Source organism: Saccharopolyspora antiqui, assembly GCF_052246905.1.
Taxonomy (GTDB): domain Bacteria; phylum Actinomycetota; class Actinomycetes; order Mycobacteriales; family Pseudonocardiaceae; genus Saccharopolyspora.
Genome location: NZ_JBQQBO010000015.1, coordinates 32,577 through 49,441, shown reverse-complemented (window position 1 = coordinate 49,441; position 16,865 = coordinate 32,577). Strand labels below are relative to the sequence as shown.

16 protein-coding genes are annotated in these 16,865 nt (G+C 67.3%); 3 read left to right on the top strand and 13 right to left on the bottom strand.

Annotated features, from left to right (window positions below; translation table 11 throughout):
• The first annotated feature begins 108 nt into the window (after positions 1-108).
• Both ACTWQN_RS22900 and ACTWQN_RS22895 read left to right on the top strand, forming a co-directional pair.
• Positions 109-900, top strand: coding sequence for an SDR family NAD(P)-dependent oxidoreductase (locus ACTWQN_RS22900; protein WP_443205595.1), 792 nt, complete (start codon positions 109-111; stop codon positions 898-900).
• A gap of 43 nt (positions 901-943) precedes the next feature.
• A complete protein-coding gene (locus tag ACTWQN_RS22895; protein ID WP_443205594.1) occupies positions 944-1,732 on the top strand; it encodes an IclR family transcriptional regulator in 789 nt (262 codons plus the stop codon).
• A gap of 49 nt (positions 1,733-1,781) precedes the next feature.
• On the opposite strand, the gene ACTWQN_RS22890 is transcribed toward ACTWQN_RS22895, so the two are convergent.
• The 5 genes from ACTWQN_RS22890 to ACTWQN_RS22870 form a co-directional block, all read right to left on the bottom strand.
• A complete protein-coding gene (locus tag ACTWQN_RS22890; protein ID WP_443205593.1) occupies positions 1,782-2,588 on the bottom strand; it encodes an IclR family transcriptional regulator in 807 nt (268 codons plus the stop codon).
• Positions 2,589-2,748: 160 nt separating this feature from the next.
• On the bottom strand, positions 2,749-3,630 hold the full coding sequence (locus tag ACTWQN_RS22885) for a sugar phosphate isomerase/epimerase family protein (protein WP_443205592.1): 882 nt from the start codon (positions 3,628-3,630) through the stop codon (positions 2,749-2,751).
• A 64-nt stretch (positions 3,631-3,694) separates the two neighbouring features.
• On the bottom strand, positions 3,695-4,690 hold the full coding sequence (locus tag ACTWQN_RS22880) for an alpha-ketoacid dehydrogenase subunit beta (protein ID WP_443205591.1): 996 nt from the start codon (positions 4,688-4,690) through the stop codon (positions 3,695-3,697).
• On the bottom strand, positions 4,683-5,630 hold the full coding sequence (locus ACTWQN_RS22875) for a thiamine pyrophosphate-dependent dehydrogenase E1 component subunit alpha (RefSeq protein WP_443205590.1): 948 nt from the start codon (positions 5,628-5,630) through the stop codon (positions 4,683-4,685). Before ACTWQN_RS22875 ends, ACTWQN_RS22880 begins: the two co-directional genes overlap by 8 nt.
• A 58-nt stretch (positions 5,631-5,688) precedes the next feature.
• Positions 5,689-6,471 carry an SDR family NAD(P)-dependent oxidoreductase gene (locus ACTWQN_RS22870; protein WP_443205589.1) on the bottom strand — a complete coding sequence of 261 codons (783 nt, stop codon included), beginning with the start codon at positions 6,469-6,471 and terminating at the stop codon, positions 5,689-5,691.
• Between the two features lie 194 nt (positions 6,472-6,665).
• On the opposite strand from ACTWQN_RS22870, the gene ACTWQN_RS22865 reads away from it, so the two are divergent.
• Positions 6,666-7,277: a carboxymuconolactone decarboxylase family protein gene (locus tag ACTWQN_RS22865; RefSeq protein ID WP_443205588.1), complete on the top strand. Its 612-nt coding sequence runs from the start codon at positions 6,666-6,668 to the stop codon at positions 7,275-7,277.
• 219 nt (positions 7,278-7,496) lie between these two features.
• On the opposite strand, the gene ACTWQN_RS22860 is transcribed toward ACTWQN_RS22865, so the two are convergent.
• The 8 genes from ACTWQN_RS22860 to ACTWQN_RS22825 all read right to left on the bottom strand — a co-directional run bounded on the left by ACTWQN_RS22860 (position 7,497) and on the right by ACTWQN_RS22825 (position 16,733).
• Entirely contained in the window at positions 7,497-8,798 is a 1,302-nt protein-coding gene (locus ACTWQN_RS22860) for an MFS transporter (RefSeq protein ID WP_443205587.1), read from the bottom strand.
• Between the two features lie 125 nt (positions 8,799-8,923).
• Positions 8,924-9,955, bottom strand: a complete 1,032-nt coding sequence (locus tag ACTWQN_RS22855; RefSeq protein ID WP_443205586.1) for an ABC transporter ATP-binding protein — start codon at positions 9,953-9,955, stop codon at positions 8,924-8,926.
• Positions 9,952-11,082: an ABC transporter ATP-binding protein gene (locus tag ACTWQN_RS22850; protein ID WP_443205585.1), complete on the bottom strand. Its 1,131-nt coding sequence runs from the start codon at positions 11,080-11,082 to the stop codon at positions 9,952-9,954. The genes ACTWQN_RS22855 and ACTWQN_RS22850 overlap by 4 nt, the downstream gene beginning before the upstream one ends.
• The gene (locus ACTWQN_RS22845; RefSeq protein WP_443205584.1) at positions 11,082-11,966 is read right to left on the bottom strand and encodes an ABC transporter permease; all 885 of its coding nucleotides are present in this window, start codon (positions 11,964-11,966) and stop codon (positions 11,082-11,084) included. Before ACTWQN_RS22845 ends, ACTWQN_RS22850 begins: the two co-directional genes overlap by 1 nt.
• On the bottom strand, positions 11,959-13,017 hold the full coding sequence (locus tag ACTWQN_RS22840; RefSeq protein WP_443205583.1) for an ABC transporter permease: 1,059 nt from the start codon (positions 13,015-13,017) through the stop codon (positions 11,959-11,961). The genes ACTWQN_RS22845 and ACTWQN_RS22840 overlap by 8 nt, the downstream gene beginning before the upstream one ends.
• A gap of 8 nt (positions 13,018-13,025) precedes the next feature.
• Entirely contained in the window at positions 13,026-13,370 is a 345-nt protein-coding gene (gene fdxA, locus ACTWQN_RS22835) for a ferredoxin (protein WP_443205582.1), read from the bottom strand.
• A 46-nt stretch (positions 13,371-13,416) separates the two neighbouring features.
• On the bottom strand, positions 13,417-14,982 hold the full coding sequence (locus ACTWQN_RS22830) for an ABC transporter substrate-binding protein (protein ID WP_443205581.1): 1,566 nt from the start codon (positions 14,980-14,982) through the stop codon (positions 13,417-13,419).
• Between the two features lie 125 nt (positions 14,983-15,107).
• The gene (locus tag ACTWQN_RS22825) at positions 15,108-16,733 is read right to left on the bottom strand and encodes an ABC transporter substrate-binding protein (protein WP_443205580.1); all 1,626 of its coding nucleotides are present in this window, start codon (positions 16,731-16,733) and stop codon (positions 15,108-15,110) included.
• Positions 16,734-16,865 lie beyond the last annotated feature (132 nt).

Below are 16,865 nucleotides of genomic sequence, written 5' to 3'. Positions count from 1 at the left end.
GTGACGCAAACCGACCACCAGAAACCACGAAAACGCGAGATCCGGGCGAACGCAACAACTGTGAATCCCGGAGAGGCGGTACAGCGAATCCCGGAGAGGCGGTACAGCATGACGGAACCGAATCCCCGACGGTTGGACGGGAAGGTGGCCATCGTGACCGGCGGGGGCTCCCGAGCCGCCGGCATCGGCACCGGCCGTGCGGCGGCGGTGCTGTTCGCCCGGCACGGCGCGAGCGTGTTGGTGGTGGATCGGGAGATCGCCGCCGCCAGGGACACCGTGCGGATGATCGAGGAAGAGGGCGGCCGGGCTGTGGCGCACCAGGCCGACCTGACCGCGGACAACGACTGCGCGGCGATGGCCCAGGCCGCGGTGGACCGGTGGGGCCGGATCGACATCCTGGACAACAACGTCGGCACCGAGGGCGCGGGCACGATCCTCGATGTGTCCGCGCAGCAGTGGGACCAGGTACTCGACGTCAACGTCAAGACGATCATGCTCGCGAGCAGGGCCGTGGTGCCGGTGATGGCCGACACCGGTGGCGGTGCGATCGTGAACCTGTCCTCGATCTCGGCGTTCCGGCCGCGGGGCCTGACGCCGTACACGACTGCCAAGGGAGCGGTGATCGCGCTGACCCGGGCGATGGCGATCGACCACGCCGGGCAGGGGATCCGGGTGAACTGCATCGCGCCGGGTCCGATCTACACGCCGATGGTCTACGCCGACGGGATGGATCCCGAACTCCGGGACCGCCGCCGGGCCGCCTCTCCGCTGGGCATCGAGGGCAGCGGGTGGGACGTCGGGTACGCCGCGTTGTTCCTCGTCTCGGACGAGGCTCGCTACGTCACCGGATGCACGCTGCCGGTCGATGGCGGGGTCTCCATTCGCAGCCCGGACCGATGATCGCGTCGTCGGAACGTCATCAGTGGAGGATCGTGGTAACGGGATGAGTGAGGACAGTCCGAAGGGGACGCGAATCCGGTCGGTGTCGCGAGCCGCACGCCTGCTGATGCTGATCGCGTCGCTGCCCGAGCACGAGCGCTCGGTGAACCGGTTGGCCAAGGAACTGGGCACCTCGCTGCCGACGGTGTACCACCTGCTCAACACGCTGGTCGATGCCAAGCTGCTGGTCAGGGACGAACTGAAGCGGTACCGCTTCGGACTGGCCATGGAGGTGCTCTCCATCGCTTATGCGCAGCAGACGGTGCCTTCGCCCGAACTGCTCGCCCCGCTGCGCTGGATCACCGAGACCACCGGGGAGAGCGCCTACCTGACGGCATGGCGCGGTGGGAATCCGGTCGTGCTGGCACAGCTGAGCGGGACGCACGCGGTTCAGGTGACGAATCTTCGACCGGGTTATCGAGGCGCGGCCAACGCTCGCGCCTCGGGCAAGGTCCTGCTGGCGTTCGCCGAGCCGGGAGACCGGGAGCGGTATCTGGCGATGCACCCGCTGGAGCGGGTGACCGATCGGACGATCGTCGACCCGGAGGTCTTCGCCAACGAGCTCGAAAAGGTGGCGGCGCGGGGCTACGCGACCGATGTCGAGGAGTTCTCGCTCGGGGTGGCGTGCCTGGCGATACCGATCTGGAGCAACGGGGTGCTGATCGGCTCGTACACCATCGCCGGGCCCTTGGAGCGGTATCGCCGACAACAGGCGCATTATCTCGCCTGCCTGCGACAAGCCGTCGAGATGCTGGAGCAGAGCCGGATCGAGGACGCCGTGGACTCGACTTGAGAACTCCTCTGGCGGGCGGCGGGCGCGTCCAGTTCGGCGAGGCAGTCGCTCACTCGCCCACTGCGAGCAACGCCGCCGCCTCGCGGAGGCAGGCCAGGTAGTGTTCCTTGTTCTCCTGGCAGCGGTGGACCGGGGCGGAGATGGTGTAGGCGCCGATCAGAATTCCGGAACTCCACACCGGAACCGAGATGCAGGCGACTCCGACCGCGAATTCCTCGACTTCGGTCGCGTAGCCGTCTTCGCTGACCTGGCGCAGCTCGCGTTCGAACACCTCGGGCTCGGTGATCGTTCGGGGCGTCCGGCGTTGCAGGGGATGGATCGCCAGATAGCGCTTCCGCTCGGCAGGTTCGGCGAAGGCCAACAGCACCTTGCCGGACGCCCGCGCGTTGGCCGCCCCCTGAAACCCGGGATGCAGGTTGGTCACCTGCACCGCGTGGGTTCCCGCCAGGTGCGCGAGCATGACCGGACTGCCGTTGCGCCACACGCTGAGGTAGGCGCTTTCCCCGGTGTCTTCGATGATTTTCCGCAGCGGGGCGAGCAGTTCGGGAGGCGGGACGGTCTGCTGGGCGTATGCGGCCGAGAGGACACCGACGGCGAGCCCGAACCGGTACTGCTTGCGTTCGTCCCGAGCCAGCAGCTTGGCGTCGACGAGCGTGTTGAGGAGGTGGTAGATCGTGGGCACCGAGGTACCCAGCGCGGCGGCGAGCTTGCTGACCGATCGCTCTTGCTCGGGCAGCGACGCGATCAGCATGAGCAGCTCCGCGGCCCTCGACACCGAGCGGATCCGGGTTCCGCGCCTGTCGTCGCTGGCCGCCGCTTCTTCCACCACACTGCCCCACTCATGTTCGACCGTCACGGGCTCTTGATCGTGACCCGCCCGCAGTCAGCATGATGCCGCAGACGCGGCGGGCCCAGCCCATCGTCCCATCGTGCTGTCCGCACTCAGGTCACATCGACGCTGCCAGCCCGTTGCGGCGACAACGCGGACGCGAGGGCGACCGACGTCATCCTGCCCGTCACGCCGCTGCACCCGACATCGCCGAAGCCAGCAACGTCCGCAGGAACGCCACCGATGCGGTCAGCCGCTCGCGCTGATCGGCGACGCCGGGATGGTTGTCCAGCCCTTCGATGGAAAGCAGGTACGGCCCGTCCTGCTCGGTGGCGACCAGCGCACCGAGGAGGGCTTTGAGGTCGGCGACCCCTTCACCCGGATAGCAGTACTGGACGTCGAAACCTCGACGGTGGAAGCGATCCTCGACGTAGTGGGAGACCAGTCGGTAGTCCTTGGCATGGCCCGCAGGTGCCCACGGAGCCAGTTGGCGCACGACCGGAAGCGGATCCAGCAGCATGCTGACCGGATTGATCACGTCCAGGAACACGGCGACGCGATCGGAGCCGACTCCTTCGATGATCTCCACATATTCTTCCGGCGTGAAGTCGGAATGGTTCTCCAGCAGAACTCGCACGTTTCCCGGCGCCTGATCGGCCGACGCCGCGAGCACGTCGGTCACGTAGCGTTGCTCGGCGCGAATCCGATCCGGGAATCCCAGCAGTTCGTTTCGGTAAAATCCGGAGGAGACGCGGACGAACGGGCTGCCGAGGAGCTCGGCCAGCTCCGCCCAGCGCAGCACCCGGCGCACGCCGGATTCGACGCTGTCGCCATCGGCCGCCCGACCGACCACATCGCCCGACAAGGTCAGGCCCAGCGACAGTTCCGCGGCCAGTGCGCGCAGGTCGTCCAGTTGATCCGGCGAGCGATCGCGGAGGTGCTGGGCGTTGAGCTGAACGAAGCTGGCGCCGGAGTCCACGACCTCGCGAAACACCTCTTCGAGCGCGATTTCACCGCCTTCCAGTCGGCAGTGGTAGGACAGCGTGTCTACGCCTAAGACAACTTCCATGACTTGTGTTCCTCCACGTCGTTGTGGTGGTTCGACGGATGATCTCGGCGGGAGACCCAGTGCGTCACGAATGGACCAGTTTCCGCAAGGATTCCGCGATGCGCGGTGCGTCCGGGATGAGCCCGGCCACCAGACTGGGCGCGGCGGGCACCCGGCTGTCGGGCAGCCCGATCCGCAGCGCGGGCGACCGCAACGCGACGCCCGCCTCCGCCATGCGGACGACCACCTCGGCGCCGAAGCCGCCGGTGACGTTCGCCTCGTGCACCACGGCGAGCCGACCCGTGCCGCTCACCCTGGCGGCCACCGCGTCGGTGGGGAACGGATTGAGCCACGGCGTCTCCACCACCTCGACCGAGATCCCCTCCCCCGCAAGGAGTTCAGCGGCGTCCAGCACTCTCGCGGTCATGGCTCCCCACGTCACCGCGGTCACGTCCGTGCCGACCCGCCGCACGCGGATCTCGCCCATCCGCTGCACCGGGCCCGCCAGCACGACCTCCTGTTTCCCGGCGTTGTAGAGCGTCCGATTCTCGATGACGACAACAGGATCGTCGCTGTGCACTGCGGCGACCAGCAGATCGTAAGCGTCCTGAGCCGTCCACGGTAGACAGACGCGCACCCCGGGGACGTGCAGGAACAGCGCCTCCAGGCTTTGGCTGTGTTGTGCGCACGCCCCGGGTGCCGATCCCTGCTGGGTGCGGATGACCACCGGTGCGTGCAGCAGTCCCTGACTGACGTAGCGCACGTTCGCCAGCTGGTTGATGATCTGGTCGAAGGCCACCATCGCGAAGTCGATCCACATGATCTCGACGATCGGACGGCGGCCGAGCATGGCCGCGCCCACCGCCGAGCCGAGGATGGCGGACTCGCTGATCGGCGTGTCGAAGACGCGGTCCCCGAAGTCGCGATGCAGTCCCCTGGTCACCCCGAAGACCCCGCCGGGCTTGGCCACGTCCTCGCCGTAGAACAGCGTCTCCGGCAACTCGGTCAGGCAGCGGCGCAAGGCAGCGCGGACCGCCTCGCCGTAGGTCAACTTCTCGCTGGCCAGCGTTGTGTCAGGCATAGAGGTGGTCCTTCGCGGTCGCGGGGTCGGCCGGTTCGGCCCGAAGCGCTTCGGCGGCGGCGGAGTCCATTTCCTCGCGGGCCATCAGCTCTGCCTGTTCGATATCGGCATCGTCGGCGCCGTTGCGACGTGCCTGTTCGGTCAGCCGGGTCACCGGTTCGTGCCGCCGCGCTTCCGCCAGTTCGCCGGGACGCCGGTACTGCTCGGCATCGCCGATGTAGTGCCCGACCAAGCGCGCGGTCATCGCTTCCACCAACGTCGGGCCACCGCCTGTCCGGGCATGCTCGAAAGCGCTGGCGAGGTGGGTGCGGACCGCCTCCGGGTCGTTGCCGTCGATGCGTTCGCCGGGCAAGCCGTACGCCGCCGCCCGGCGGTACAGCTTGTCGTCGCGCACCATGTCCGAGATCGGAGTCAGCTCGGACCACGAGTTGTTCTCGCACAGGAAGACCACCGGCAGGTTCATCGCCGCCGCGAAGTTCAGCGCCTCGTGGACCGCGCCCTGGTTCATCGCACCGTCGCCGAACACCGTGAGCACGACCCGGTTGCTCTGGTCGTAGCGCCCAGCCAGTGCCGCGCCAACCGCGATCGGAGTTCCCGCGCCGACAATGCTGTTCTCCCCGAAGAAGCGATATCGCGGGGCGGTGAGGTACGCGGAACCGCCCCGACCACCGTTGATCCCGCTGGTTCTGCCCAGCACCTCCGCGAACAGGTCCTTCGGCGGCACTCCGCACGCCAGCGCCCACGAATGGCCCCGGTACGTGGCGAACACCGCGTCGTCCGAACCGATCAGCCCCGCGGCACCCACCGCGATGGCCTCCTGTCCGATCCCCAGATGCACCGAGCCGACCACCTCTTCGGCCAGCCGGAGTTCGCGGACCTTCTCCTCGAACGCCCGCATCCGCCACACCTGGTGCAAGTCTGTCAGTTCCCGCATGGCCATGAACCTGCTCCCTTTCCCGGCCCCCGCCGCGCATGTGTCCTGCTGGCCCCGGCTCGTTTCAGCCGGTCACCAGGCTCTGGCCGCCATCGACGGTCAAAGCGGTTCCGGTGATGAAGGAAGCCTCCTCCGACGCCAGGAAGAGCGCGGCGCGTGCGACGTCCCAGCCCGTGCCCATCTTGTTTCCCAAGGGGACGTGGGAATTTCGTTCCGCGATGACGTCTTCCCTGGTCGCACCGCCGCGCCCGACGCGGTTCTCGATCGCCATCGGAGTGTCGATCAGCCCGGGGAGGATGACGTTGGCCCTGATGCCGTACCGCGCGTTCGTGATCGCGATGTGCTGCGTCATCGTGATGACACCGGCCTTGGACGTGCGATAGGCGACGAACGGATAGTTGATCACGGCCGCCAGCGACGAGATGTTGACGATGGCACCGGACCCCTGCCGTCGCATGACCGCCAGCGCGTGCTTGCAGCTCATGACCATGCTCTGGAGGTTGACCGCCGTGACGCGATCGAAGGCGGCTGCCTCGATCTCGGAAATCGGGGCGTCCCCGCCCGCGATGCTGATGCCGACGTTGTTGTGCAGGATGTCCAGGCGGTTCCAGCGGTCGACACAGGCGGCGATCATCGCCGTGATGTCCGCCTCGCTGGTCACATCCGCCCGGACGGCGAACGCTTCGCCGCCCTCGGTGTCGATTTGGTCCACTGTGGCCGCAGCGGCATCGAGGTCGCGATCGACGGCGACGACGCGGGCCCCCTCACGCGCGAACAGGATGGCGGTAGCCCGCCCATTGCCGATCGTCTGCCCCGGTGTTTGCCCGGCGCCGACCACGATGGCCACCTTGCCGGTTAGTCGAAGACCACTCATCGCGATCCCTTCGCACACCATCACCGCCCGATGCCACCGACATCGAGATCGACCGCGAATTTTTCATATTATGAATGCTTGCATCATTTCGTGAAGGACAGTAATCATGGTCTCGCAGCACGTCAAGAACCGTCGTCCAGTCCCTGCCAACGAGGGAGCGCCAATCCATGGCACTGGTGCCGTACCTTTCCGAATCCAATCTTTCGGCGGTTGACCAACCGCTGCTGAAACGACCGATCAACCTCTTCCGCGCGCTCGCCAACAGCCCCGGCGCGCTGCGCAGTCATTCGGTACTCGGCGAATGGATCCGCTGGCACTGCGAGTTGGATCCTCGGTTGCGCGAGCTGGCCATTCTGCAGGTCGGCTACCTGACCTCAAGCCGCTATGAATTCAGCCACCACGTTCATATCGGGCATCAATTCGGCGTGACGGACGACGATATCCACGGACTCATCGCGGCCACCGCCGGTAACGAACACGGGCTGGGCGAGGTGGAAACGGCGGTGTTGTCCGCCGCCCGCCAGCTCACCGGCGGCACCCGGGTCGACGAGGACACGTGGGAAACGCTGACCCGGCATTTCGATCACCAGGGACTCGTCGATCTCGTCATGGTCATTTCCTTCTACAACGGCGTGGTCCGGATCCTTGAAGGGCTCCAGATCGATGTGGAACCGGAATACCAGCAATATCTCGATCGCTTTCCCCTCCCGGACGGCCGCGACGCGGAGCCGGAATCCCAGACATCGGCGTCACAGACCGGGAAACACCGGCAGAGGTAAGCCTGGCCGGAAATACTCGCTACTCATCACCTCCTCGCGCGATCCGGTCGCGCGCAACGCGGCGACGCTCGGTGCCGTCGCCCACCGCTGGGCTGATCGTTGCCACCGGGTGAGGGGCACCCGTGACCAACTAACTCGGTCACGGGTGCCCCTCACCCATGGGACCCGTGCGGTTCAACCGAGTTTCAACCCGCGCGAGACGGAACCGAGCCGGGGCTTTCACGATCCCGAGTCCGAGCCGCATTCGCATCCGACCCGCGCTCGGACGCCCGCGGTCACCGGCTTCGCCCGCCGGGGCGGTCGCAACAGCAGGAAAGCAACCGTGCCGAGCGCGGTGATCGTGGCCAGCGTGCCGAATGCGGCCGGGTACCCGCCGTCGCCGTTGGCGATCGTGGTCGCCAACAGCGGTCCGGACATCATGCCCAACGACACGAAACCCATGGACCAGCCGATGATGGTGCCGAACGAGGCGAGCCCGAAGTAATCGACGCGCAGCGAGTTCATGATGGGACCTCGAAGTCCCCAAGCCAGACCGTGGACCACCGCTACCGCCATGACGGCCGCGCCCGGCAGCGCGGCCATGCCGACGAGCACGGCGGTTTGCACCACCATGCACGAGATCGCGAGACGCCGTTTGTCGAAATGGTCTCCGATCATTCCGGTGATGATCTGGCCGACCAGTTGGGCCACGGACATCGCCGCCACGGCGACGCTGGCGACGGCCAGCGAGAAGCCCCGATCCCGGGTCATCAGCGGGATCAGGTGCAGGTTCACGGCTCCGACCGCCATCAGCGCGGAGCCGTGGCCCGCGACGAGCAGCCAGAAGGCCGATGTTCGCACCGCGCTGCGCAGATCGTGCCCCGATGCCGGAGTGGACGGCGCCTCGTCGCCCGCCGACACGTCGCCGGGCGGCGAGACATCTCCAGCGCGGTTGTTCGGCAGAACCGCACCCGAGACCAGGCCGATCAGCGCGATCGCTACCGCAACGGTCAGGAAAGTCGCGCGCCAGCCCATGAGCGTGAGAGACCAGACGACCGCGGGAACCAGCAGCCCGCCCAGCGCCACGCCGCTGGGTAGCAGGCCCAGTGCCAGAGTCCGGCGTTCGGCGAGGACTTGGACCACCGCGACGGTCAGCGGCGTCATGCCCGCCGCTGAGCAACCCAGCGCGATCACGCACACCGCCCCGACGAACAGCCCGCCCCCGTCCGTCTGACTGGCCAGCGCGCAACCGGCCGCCGTCACCGCCGTGCCGATCTGCGCCACGGTGCGGGTGCCGAGGCGGTCGCAGCACCAACCGGTCACCGGGGAGAGAACTCCGTTGCCCAGCTGAACAATCGCGAAACCGAGGGCGATCACCCGCGGATCCCAGCCCGTGTCCGCGGTGATCGCGACGAAGTACGCGCCGAACGCACTGATGATCAAGCCGTTCTGCAGGGTCAGCAGGATCGCGCCGCCCGCAACGACCCACCAACCGCTACGCCGCGATCCGTTCCGTCGCTGCTGCGCCGCCCCAGCCCGCATCACCGGGAGCCGCGCGGCATGGCGCTGGGGCGGGCAGCGCCGACCCGCGACGGCACATCGCGGGCGGCTGGTGATCGCGACGGGGTCCTGCCGGTGCGCGGTCCGAGGCCGGTGTGGGCCAGCATTCAGCCTCCCACCGAGGGTGTCGGCGCCGCTGGCACCCGCTCCGCGACAGGAGCGTCGAGGATCGGGTGATGGCAGGCGGCGAGCCGACCCGGTGCTACTTCGCGCATCTCCGGCACCTCGGTGGCACACCGCTCGGTGGCCCGCGGACAGCGCGTTCGGAACCGGCAGCCACTGGGCGGTGACATTGGAGACGGCATCTCGCCCGCGCCGACTTCGCCGTGGCTCGTCGTTTCCACGGACGGGATGGAGGAGACCAGCAGCCGCGTGTAGGGGTGCGCTGGTTCGTCGAAGACCGCCTCGGTGTCGCCGAGTTCGCAGATCCGCCCCAGATACATCACCGCGACGCGGTCGCTGATGTTGCGCACCACACCGAGGTCGTGCGCGATGAACACGAGCGTGAGGCCGTAGCGCCGCTTCATGTCTTCGAGCAGGTTGAGGATCTGCGCCTGGACCGACACGTCGAGCGCCGACACCGGTTCGTCGCAGATGAGCACCTCGGGGTCGAGCACCAACGCGCGGGCGATCGACACGCGTTGGCACTGGCCGCCCGAGAACTGGTGCGGTCTGCGGTCGGCCACCTGCTTCGGGTCCAGCCCAACCGCTTTGAGCACGTCCGGCACCACTGTGGACCGTTGTTCCTTGCGGCCCCACACCACCAGCGGATCACCGACGATGTCGGGAATCTTGCGCCGTGGGTTCAGCGACGAGATGGGATCCTGGAAGATCATTTGCATCTTCGACCGCACCTCGCGCATCTCCGCGGAAGACAACGTCGTGAGGTCACGACCGTCGAAGTGCACCGAGCCGCTGGTCGACCGGAGCAGCTGCATGATCGCCCGGCCCGTGGTGGATTTCCCGCAGCCGGACTCACCGACCAGCCCGAGGGTCTCGCCACGGCGCACGTCGAGGCTGATCCCGGACACGGCATGCACCGTGCGTCCGTCGTCGGCCGGGAACTCGACGACGAGGTCCTCCAGGCGGAGCACGACGTCCGCCTCCCGCGCGGGTGATGGGTCGATCGTCTCGCTCAAGACAGCACCGCCTTCTCGTCGACCGGCATGCCCGCCGCGGTCGCACCGCGCTCGATGTTCCGGCGCCGTGCGTCCTCCCCTTCCGCGCTGCCCAGCGGATACCAACATCGGAACGCGTGGTCTCCCGACTCGACGGCGCGCAGTGGCGGATCCTCGGTGAGGCACCGCTGCTGCGCGTAGGGACAACGGGTGCTGAACTTGCATCCCGGCGGCGGTTCGAGCAGGTCTGGTGGCTGTCCGGGAATGACGTGCAGCCGGACGTGGTTGGGACCCGTGATCGGCGGCACCGCGTTCATCAGCGCCTCCGTGTAAGGCATGCGTGGCGCGGCGAAGAGGTCCGCCGTCGGCGCGGTCTCCACGATCTTGCCCGCGTACATCACCGCGATCCGGTCCGAGCGGCTGCGCACCACCCGCAGGTCATGGGTGACCAGCAGCATGGCCATGCCAAGACGGGACTGCAGGTCGGCCAGCAAGTCGAGGATCTGCGCCTGGACCGTGACGTCGAGCGCCGTGGTGGGTTCATCGGCGAGCAGCAGGCGGGGGCTGTTGGCCAGCGCGATCGCGATCGTGACGCGCTGGCGCATGCCACCGGAGAGTTCGTGCGGGTACTGCCGCACCCGGCGCTCCGGCTCGGAAAGCCCCACCGAGCGGAGCAATTCCACCGCACGCGCCATCGCCGCTCGCTTGGTCACGCTCTGGTGGAGCAGGATCGACTCGGTGATCTGGGCACCGATCCGCTTCACCGGATTCAACGATGTCATGGGGTCCTGCAGGATGAGCGCGATCTCCGCGCCCCAGATCCGGCTGAGGCCGGGTCCGTCCAGGTCGGTCAACCGGGTGCCGTCGTAGGTCACCGTGCCGGACACCTCGGTGCCGCGACCGCCGGAGATCAGGCCCATCAGCCGCCGGGTCAGCACGGTCTTGCCGGAGCCGCTCTCGCCCACGACGGCCAGTACCTCGCCGACGCGAACGGTGAGCGAGACCCCGTCAACCGCGTGTACCGCGCCCGCCTTGGTGTGGAACCGGACCCGGACGTCCTCGGCCGTCAGGAGGTCCTGGGCCGCGGCAGGCTCCGCGTCGTCGACACGCCGTCCTGCCGTGCTCGTCGTCTGCGTCGATGGCTGCATCAAAGGTTGCTCTCCCTGAACTCGAACAACTTCCGGGTGCGCTCGCCGATGTAGTTGATGGACAGCACGGTCAGGAACATGACCGCGGCGGGGAACAACGAGATGTGCGGGTAGTCGATCAGCTCCGTGCGACCCGCCGCGATCATGCCTCCCCAGCTGGGCGTGGGCGGCGGGATGCCCAGACCGAGGAAGCTCAGCGAACCCTCCACGACGATGAACGTGCCGACCATGATGAAGGCGACCGCGGCGACCGGGAGCACGACGTTGGGGGCGATCTCCCGCGCGATGATCCGCAGTGGTCGGCTCCCGTACGCCCGCGCGGCCAGGACGAACTCGCGCTGGGTCGCCACCAGCGTCGCCGCCCTCGTCAACCGGATGAACGTCGGCACGGACAGCACCGCCAGGCCGAGGATCAGGTTGGTCAGGTTGGCCCCGAGGATGGCCACGATCGCGATCATCAGCACCAGGCCCGGAAACGCCAGCACGATGTCGGTGACGAGGGCCAGCACCCGTTCCGTCCGGCCGCCGAAGTAACCCGCGAGCATGCCGAGTGTCCCGCCGACGATCGCGCCGAGACCCACCGCGCAAATGCCGACCAGCAGCGACGTCCTGGCACCGTAGACGACCCGGGAGAAGGTGTCGCGGCCCAGGGTGTCGCCGCCCAGCCAGTGTTGCGGGGTGATCCCGCCGAAGACGTTCTCGTAGTCGGGCACCGCCGGATCCCACAGCGGCAGCAGGGGGGCCAGGACCGCGGCGAGGACGACCGCGCCGAGCCAAGTCCAGCTCAGCCACCAGCCCAGCGGGGTCCGAGCACGGTTGCGGCGCGTGGCCGCCTGCGGAACCGGAACGTCTTCCGCCGACGCGGCGGTGGAGGTCTCAGGCATCTCTTCGCACCCGGGGGTCCAGGACCAGGTAGACCAGGTCGATGATCATGTTGATGACGACGTAGGCGACCGCCACGAACAGCAGCGCACCCTGCAGGATCATGTAGTCCCGGTTGAACACGGCCTGCACGATCAACTGCCCGAGACCGGGGATCGCGAACAGGGTCTCCACGATCACCGTTCCACCGAGCAGTCGCCCGATGTTCACCCCGGACAGGGTGATCAGGGAGAAGGACGACGGCCGCAGCGCGTGGCGCAGCAGGATCGTCCGCGGGCTCAGCCCCTTGGAGCGGGCCATCAGGATGAAGTTCTCCTGCAGCGTCGAGATCATGTCCGAGCGCAGCAGTTGTCGGTAAACGGCAGCCTCGGCGATCATCAGCGTCAGGCACGGCAGGATGATCGACTGCAGGTTGGCCAGCGGGTCGTCGAAGAACGCGGTATAGCCGGTGGCGGGCAGGATGCTGGTCATCCCGCCCGCGAACAGCACGATCAGCACCATGCCGAACGCGAACTGGGGCATCGCGGCGGCGCCGAATCCCAGCGTCATCGACGTCCTGTCGAGCAGGCGTCCCGGGCGGTAGGCCGAGTACACGGCCAGCGGCACCGCGATCAACAGGGCCAGGATCTGCGCGATGATCGCGATCTCGAAGGACACCGGGATCCGTTGCGCGAGCGCCTCGACCACCGGCTGGCCGGTGCGGAACGACCGCCCGAGGTCACCCTGCACCACTCCGCCGAGCCAGTCCACGTAGCGCACCGGCAACGGCCGGTCGAGCTGCAACTCGACCCGCACCTGCTGCACCTGCGCGGGCGTCGCGTTGTCCCCGGCGACGACGACGGCGGCATCGCCCGGTAGCAGATCGACGACGACGAAAGACAGGAACGTCACCGCGAACAGCACGATCAGCAGGTGCACCAACCGTCGGCCAACGCGGCGGGCAACCACGCCACGGCGCCGGACCGGTACCTCAGCCGGGCCGGGTGCGGGCCGGGTGGCGTCCTCCGCCGGGATCGTTTCGCCCGCCGATGTCTTCGGGCTCGTGTCTGTCACGGTGGACCTCAACTCGACCGCGGTGGAAGGGCGACCACCAGCGGCGTGTCGGCGTCGACCGGGCCCAGTTCGCGAGCTCCGCCGGGGTCACCGATCGGCTGTTCGCGTCCGGGCAACACGTCGTAGAAGAACGCGGCGTTGTCGGCGAGGTGGACGGCCTCCTCGTCGGTTGCTTGCTGCTCGATCACGATCGCTTCGACCGGGCACTCGGGTTCGCACGCGCCGCACTCGATGCACTCGGCCGGGTTGATGTATAGCTTGCGGGCACCCTCGTAGATGCAGTCGACGGGGCAGACGTCGACACAGGTGCGGTCCATCAGGTCCACACAGGGTTCGGCGATCAGGTAGGTCATCGGACCTCCAATCGGTGGATACCCCGGCCGTCGGGCCGGGCGGTGGTCATCGGTCGAGCCAGGTCGTCGCGTAGAACATGTCGCGGGACCCGTAGCGGTCGATGCCCTTGACGTCGGCCTTGGTGATGGTGGACAGGTAGCTGCGGCTGAAGAACGCGACCGCGAGGTCGCCTCCCGCGATCAGCTCGACCTGCTGGTACGCCTGCTTCCGCACGGATTCGTCGGTGGTGCTCGCGGCCTGGTCCAGCAGGGCGTCCACCTGGGGATTCGAGTACTTGCCGTAGTTCGTGTTCGCGCCGGTGCGCAGCAGCCGCAGCGCACCGGGGTATGGGGAGTCGAACGCCCCCACCCAGGTCGTGAGTTCGAAGTCGTTGCTCTGCACGACCGACGAGGAGAACTGCGCCAGGTCGTAGAACTCGACCTTCACGTTGAGGCCGACCGCGGCCAGCTGCGCCTGGATGAACTCGGCGAACGGCCGTCGCGCCGTCGTCGTCTTGAAGGTGAAGTTCGGATTCCCTCCGCTTGCCTTGTACTCCTGGATGAGCTGTCTCGCCTTCTCCGGGTCGAACTTCGGCCACGCGTCCGATGCCGCCTGCGTGTGGTACGGGCTGTCGGCGTCGAACAGGCTGTCCGCGTGGACCAGTCGGCCGTTGTACTGACTCGCACCCAATGCGTTGAGGTCCAGCGAGCGGATGATCGCCTCGCGCATCCGGCGGTCGTTGAACGGCGCCCGGTTGAAGTTGAAGTACAGGTACTCGCCCGCGTTGCCCGGCCCGTAGTAGACCTTCAGCTTCGGGTCCTGGACGGCGCGGACCAACTCGTCGTTGTAGCCGCCGAAGATCAGGTCCACGTCACCGTTCTGGATCGACGCATACCGCGACTCCGTGTCCGGCAACGGCCGAAACTCCAACCCCTCCAAATACGGCTTACCCGCCTGCCAATAACCAGGATTGCGCTGCAAAACCAGCTTCGAATCCCGCACCCAACTGACGAACTGGAACGGACCAGCACCAACCGGATTGCTCCCGATGTCCGCACCGTACTTCTGCAACGCCGCCGGAGAAACGATCAAGCCGAGACTGCCGTAGGTGATCGGCTGGGCGAACACCAGGGGAAACGCTCCCGACGGCGACTTGAGCGCGAACTCCACGGTCGTGGGGTCGACCGCGCGCATGGACGCGATCTGCGCTGCGTAGGCGTGGGCGGGCGACGACGCCTTGTCGATGTGCCGCTGCACGTTGACGATCACCGCGTTGGCGTCCAAATCGGTGCCGTCGGAGAACTTCACCCCGGGCCGCAACGCCAGCCGCCACGTCATCCCACCGTCCGGGCTGTCCATCGACCGGGCCAGGTACGGCTCGGCCGACCCGTTGGGCGTCAGCTTCATCAGCGAGTCGTAGACGGCCATGGCGGCCATGTTCGAGTTCTGCACGGTCGGGTCGAAGCTGACGACCTCCCGGTCCATCCCCAGCAGCAGCGTCCCGCCGGATTTCGGCGTGCCTTCCGCGGCCAGGTCGGCGCCGAAGGGATTGATCGCCGCCAGCGGGGCGGCGTCGTTGCTCCGGTTCTTGCCGACCGCGCCACATGAGGCCACCAGGGCGAGGCTGAGCACGACTGCCAGTGCACAGGCCGCCCGCAATGGAAAACTTCGCAAACCCATCGTCGAATACCTCATCGTCTTGAGGACCGCGGTCCACGTTGACCGCGCTGTCGGCGGAGTCCGGCCGCCGGTGAACGTCACCGGTCGAGCCACGTCGTCGCGTAGAACATGTCGCGGGACACGTACCGGTCGATGCCCTTGACCTCGGGCTTGGTGATCGTTGACAGGTACCCGCGGCTGTACCAACCCAGGGCCAGGTCCTGGTTCGCGAGCAGTTCCACCTGCTGGTAGATCTGGTTGCGCTGGGCCGGGTCGCTCGTCGAGATCGCCTGGTTGAGCAGGTCGTCCATCTTCGGGTTGGAGTACTTGCCGTAGTTGCCGCTGCCCCTGCTGCCGAACAGCCGTTGCGCCGCTGGGTAAGCCGAGTCGAACGGCCCGCCGACCCAACTGGTCAACTGGAAGTCGCTGCTCTGGACCACCGACGAGGAGAACTGCGCGAGGTCGTAGTACTGCAGGTCGACCTTGACGCCTATCGCGGCCATCTGCGCCTGGACGAACTCGCCGAACGCGACCCGGTTCGGCGCGTTGGTCGTCTTGAACGTGAAGTTCGGATCTCCGCCCGTCGCGACGTAATCCTTGATCAGCTGCTTGGCCTTCTCCGGGTCGTAGGTCGGCCACGCGTCCGAGGCCGCCTTCGTGTGGTAGGGGCTGTCGTCGCCGAAGAGGCTGGCCGCTGGCTCCAACTGGTTGCGGTACTGGCTGGCGCTCAACGCCCTGATGTCCAGGCCCCTGATGATGGCCTCGCGCATTCGGCGGTCGTTGAACGGCGCCCGCGTGAAGTTGAAGTACACCCATTCCGCGCCGTTGCCCGAGCCGTAGTAGACGGTGAGATTCGGGTTCTCCGCGGCCCGCGACAGCTCCGTGATGTAGCCGCCGAAGATCAGGTCCACATCGCCGTTCTGGATCGACGCATACCGCGACTCCGTGTCCGGCAACGGCCGAAACTCCAACCCGTCCAAATACGGCTTGCCCGCCTGCCAATAACCAGGATTGCGCTGCAAAACCAGCTTCGAATCCCGCACCCAACTGACGAACTGGAACGGACCAGCACCAACCGGATTGCTCCCGATGTCCTTGCCGTACTTCTGCAACGCCGCCGGAGAAACGATCATCCCCAACGTCCCGGAGAAGAACGGCTGGGCGAAGCCCGTGGGGAACTCACCCGTCGGTTGCACCAGAACGAACTCGACGGTCAGCGGATCCACCGCACGCATCGACTTGATCCGCTCGGCCAGGGCGTGGGCTGGCGACGACACCTTGTCGATGTGCCGCTGCACGTTCACGATCACCGCATTGGCATCCAGATCAGTGCCATCCGAGAACTTCACCCCCGGCCGCAACACCAGCCGCCAAGTCAACCCGCCGTCCGGACTATCCATCGACTGGGCCAGGTACGGCTCGACCTTTCCGCCTGGTCCCAGCTTCATCAGCGAGTCGTAGACCGCACTGGCCGCCATGTTGGTGTTCTGGACCGTCGGGTCGAAGCTCACGATTTCCCGATCCTCGCCCAACAACAGCGTTCCGCCGCGCTTCGGCGTCCCTTCCGCCGCGAAGTTGCCGCCGTAGGGGTTGGTGGACTGAACCGTCCGCTCCTTGGCCTCGCTGTTCTGGCCCACCGCACCGCAACCGCTCATCGCCAGCGCTGCGCTGAGCACGACCACCACGGCTGTGACGGCCCCCGACAGGCGTGATCGCATCCACATCTGCAAACTCCTCATTGAGTTTCGACCGGCTCCGCGCTCCAGCACGGGTGGCTGGAACGCGGAGCGATGCCGGGGCCTCGGGCGCCGAATCAACCGCGGCACGCGGGAGGCGTCGGTGTTGGGCCAACGCAT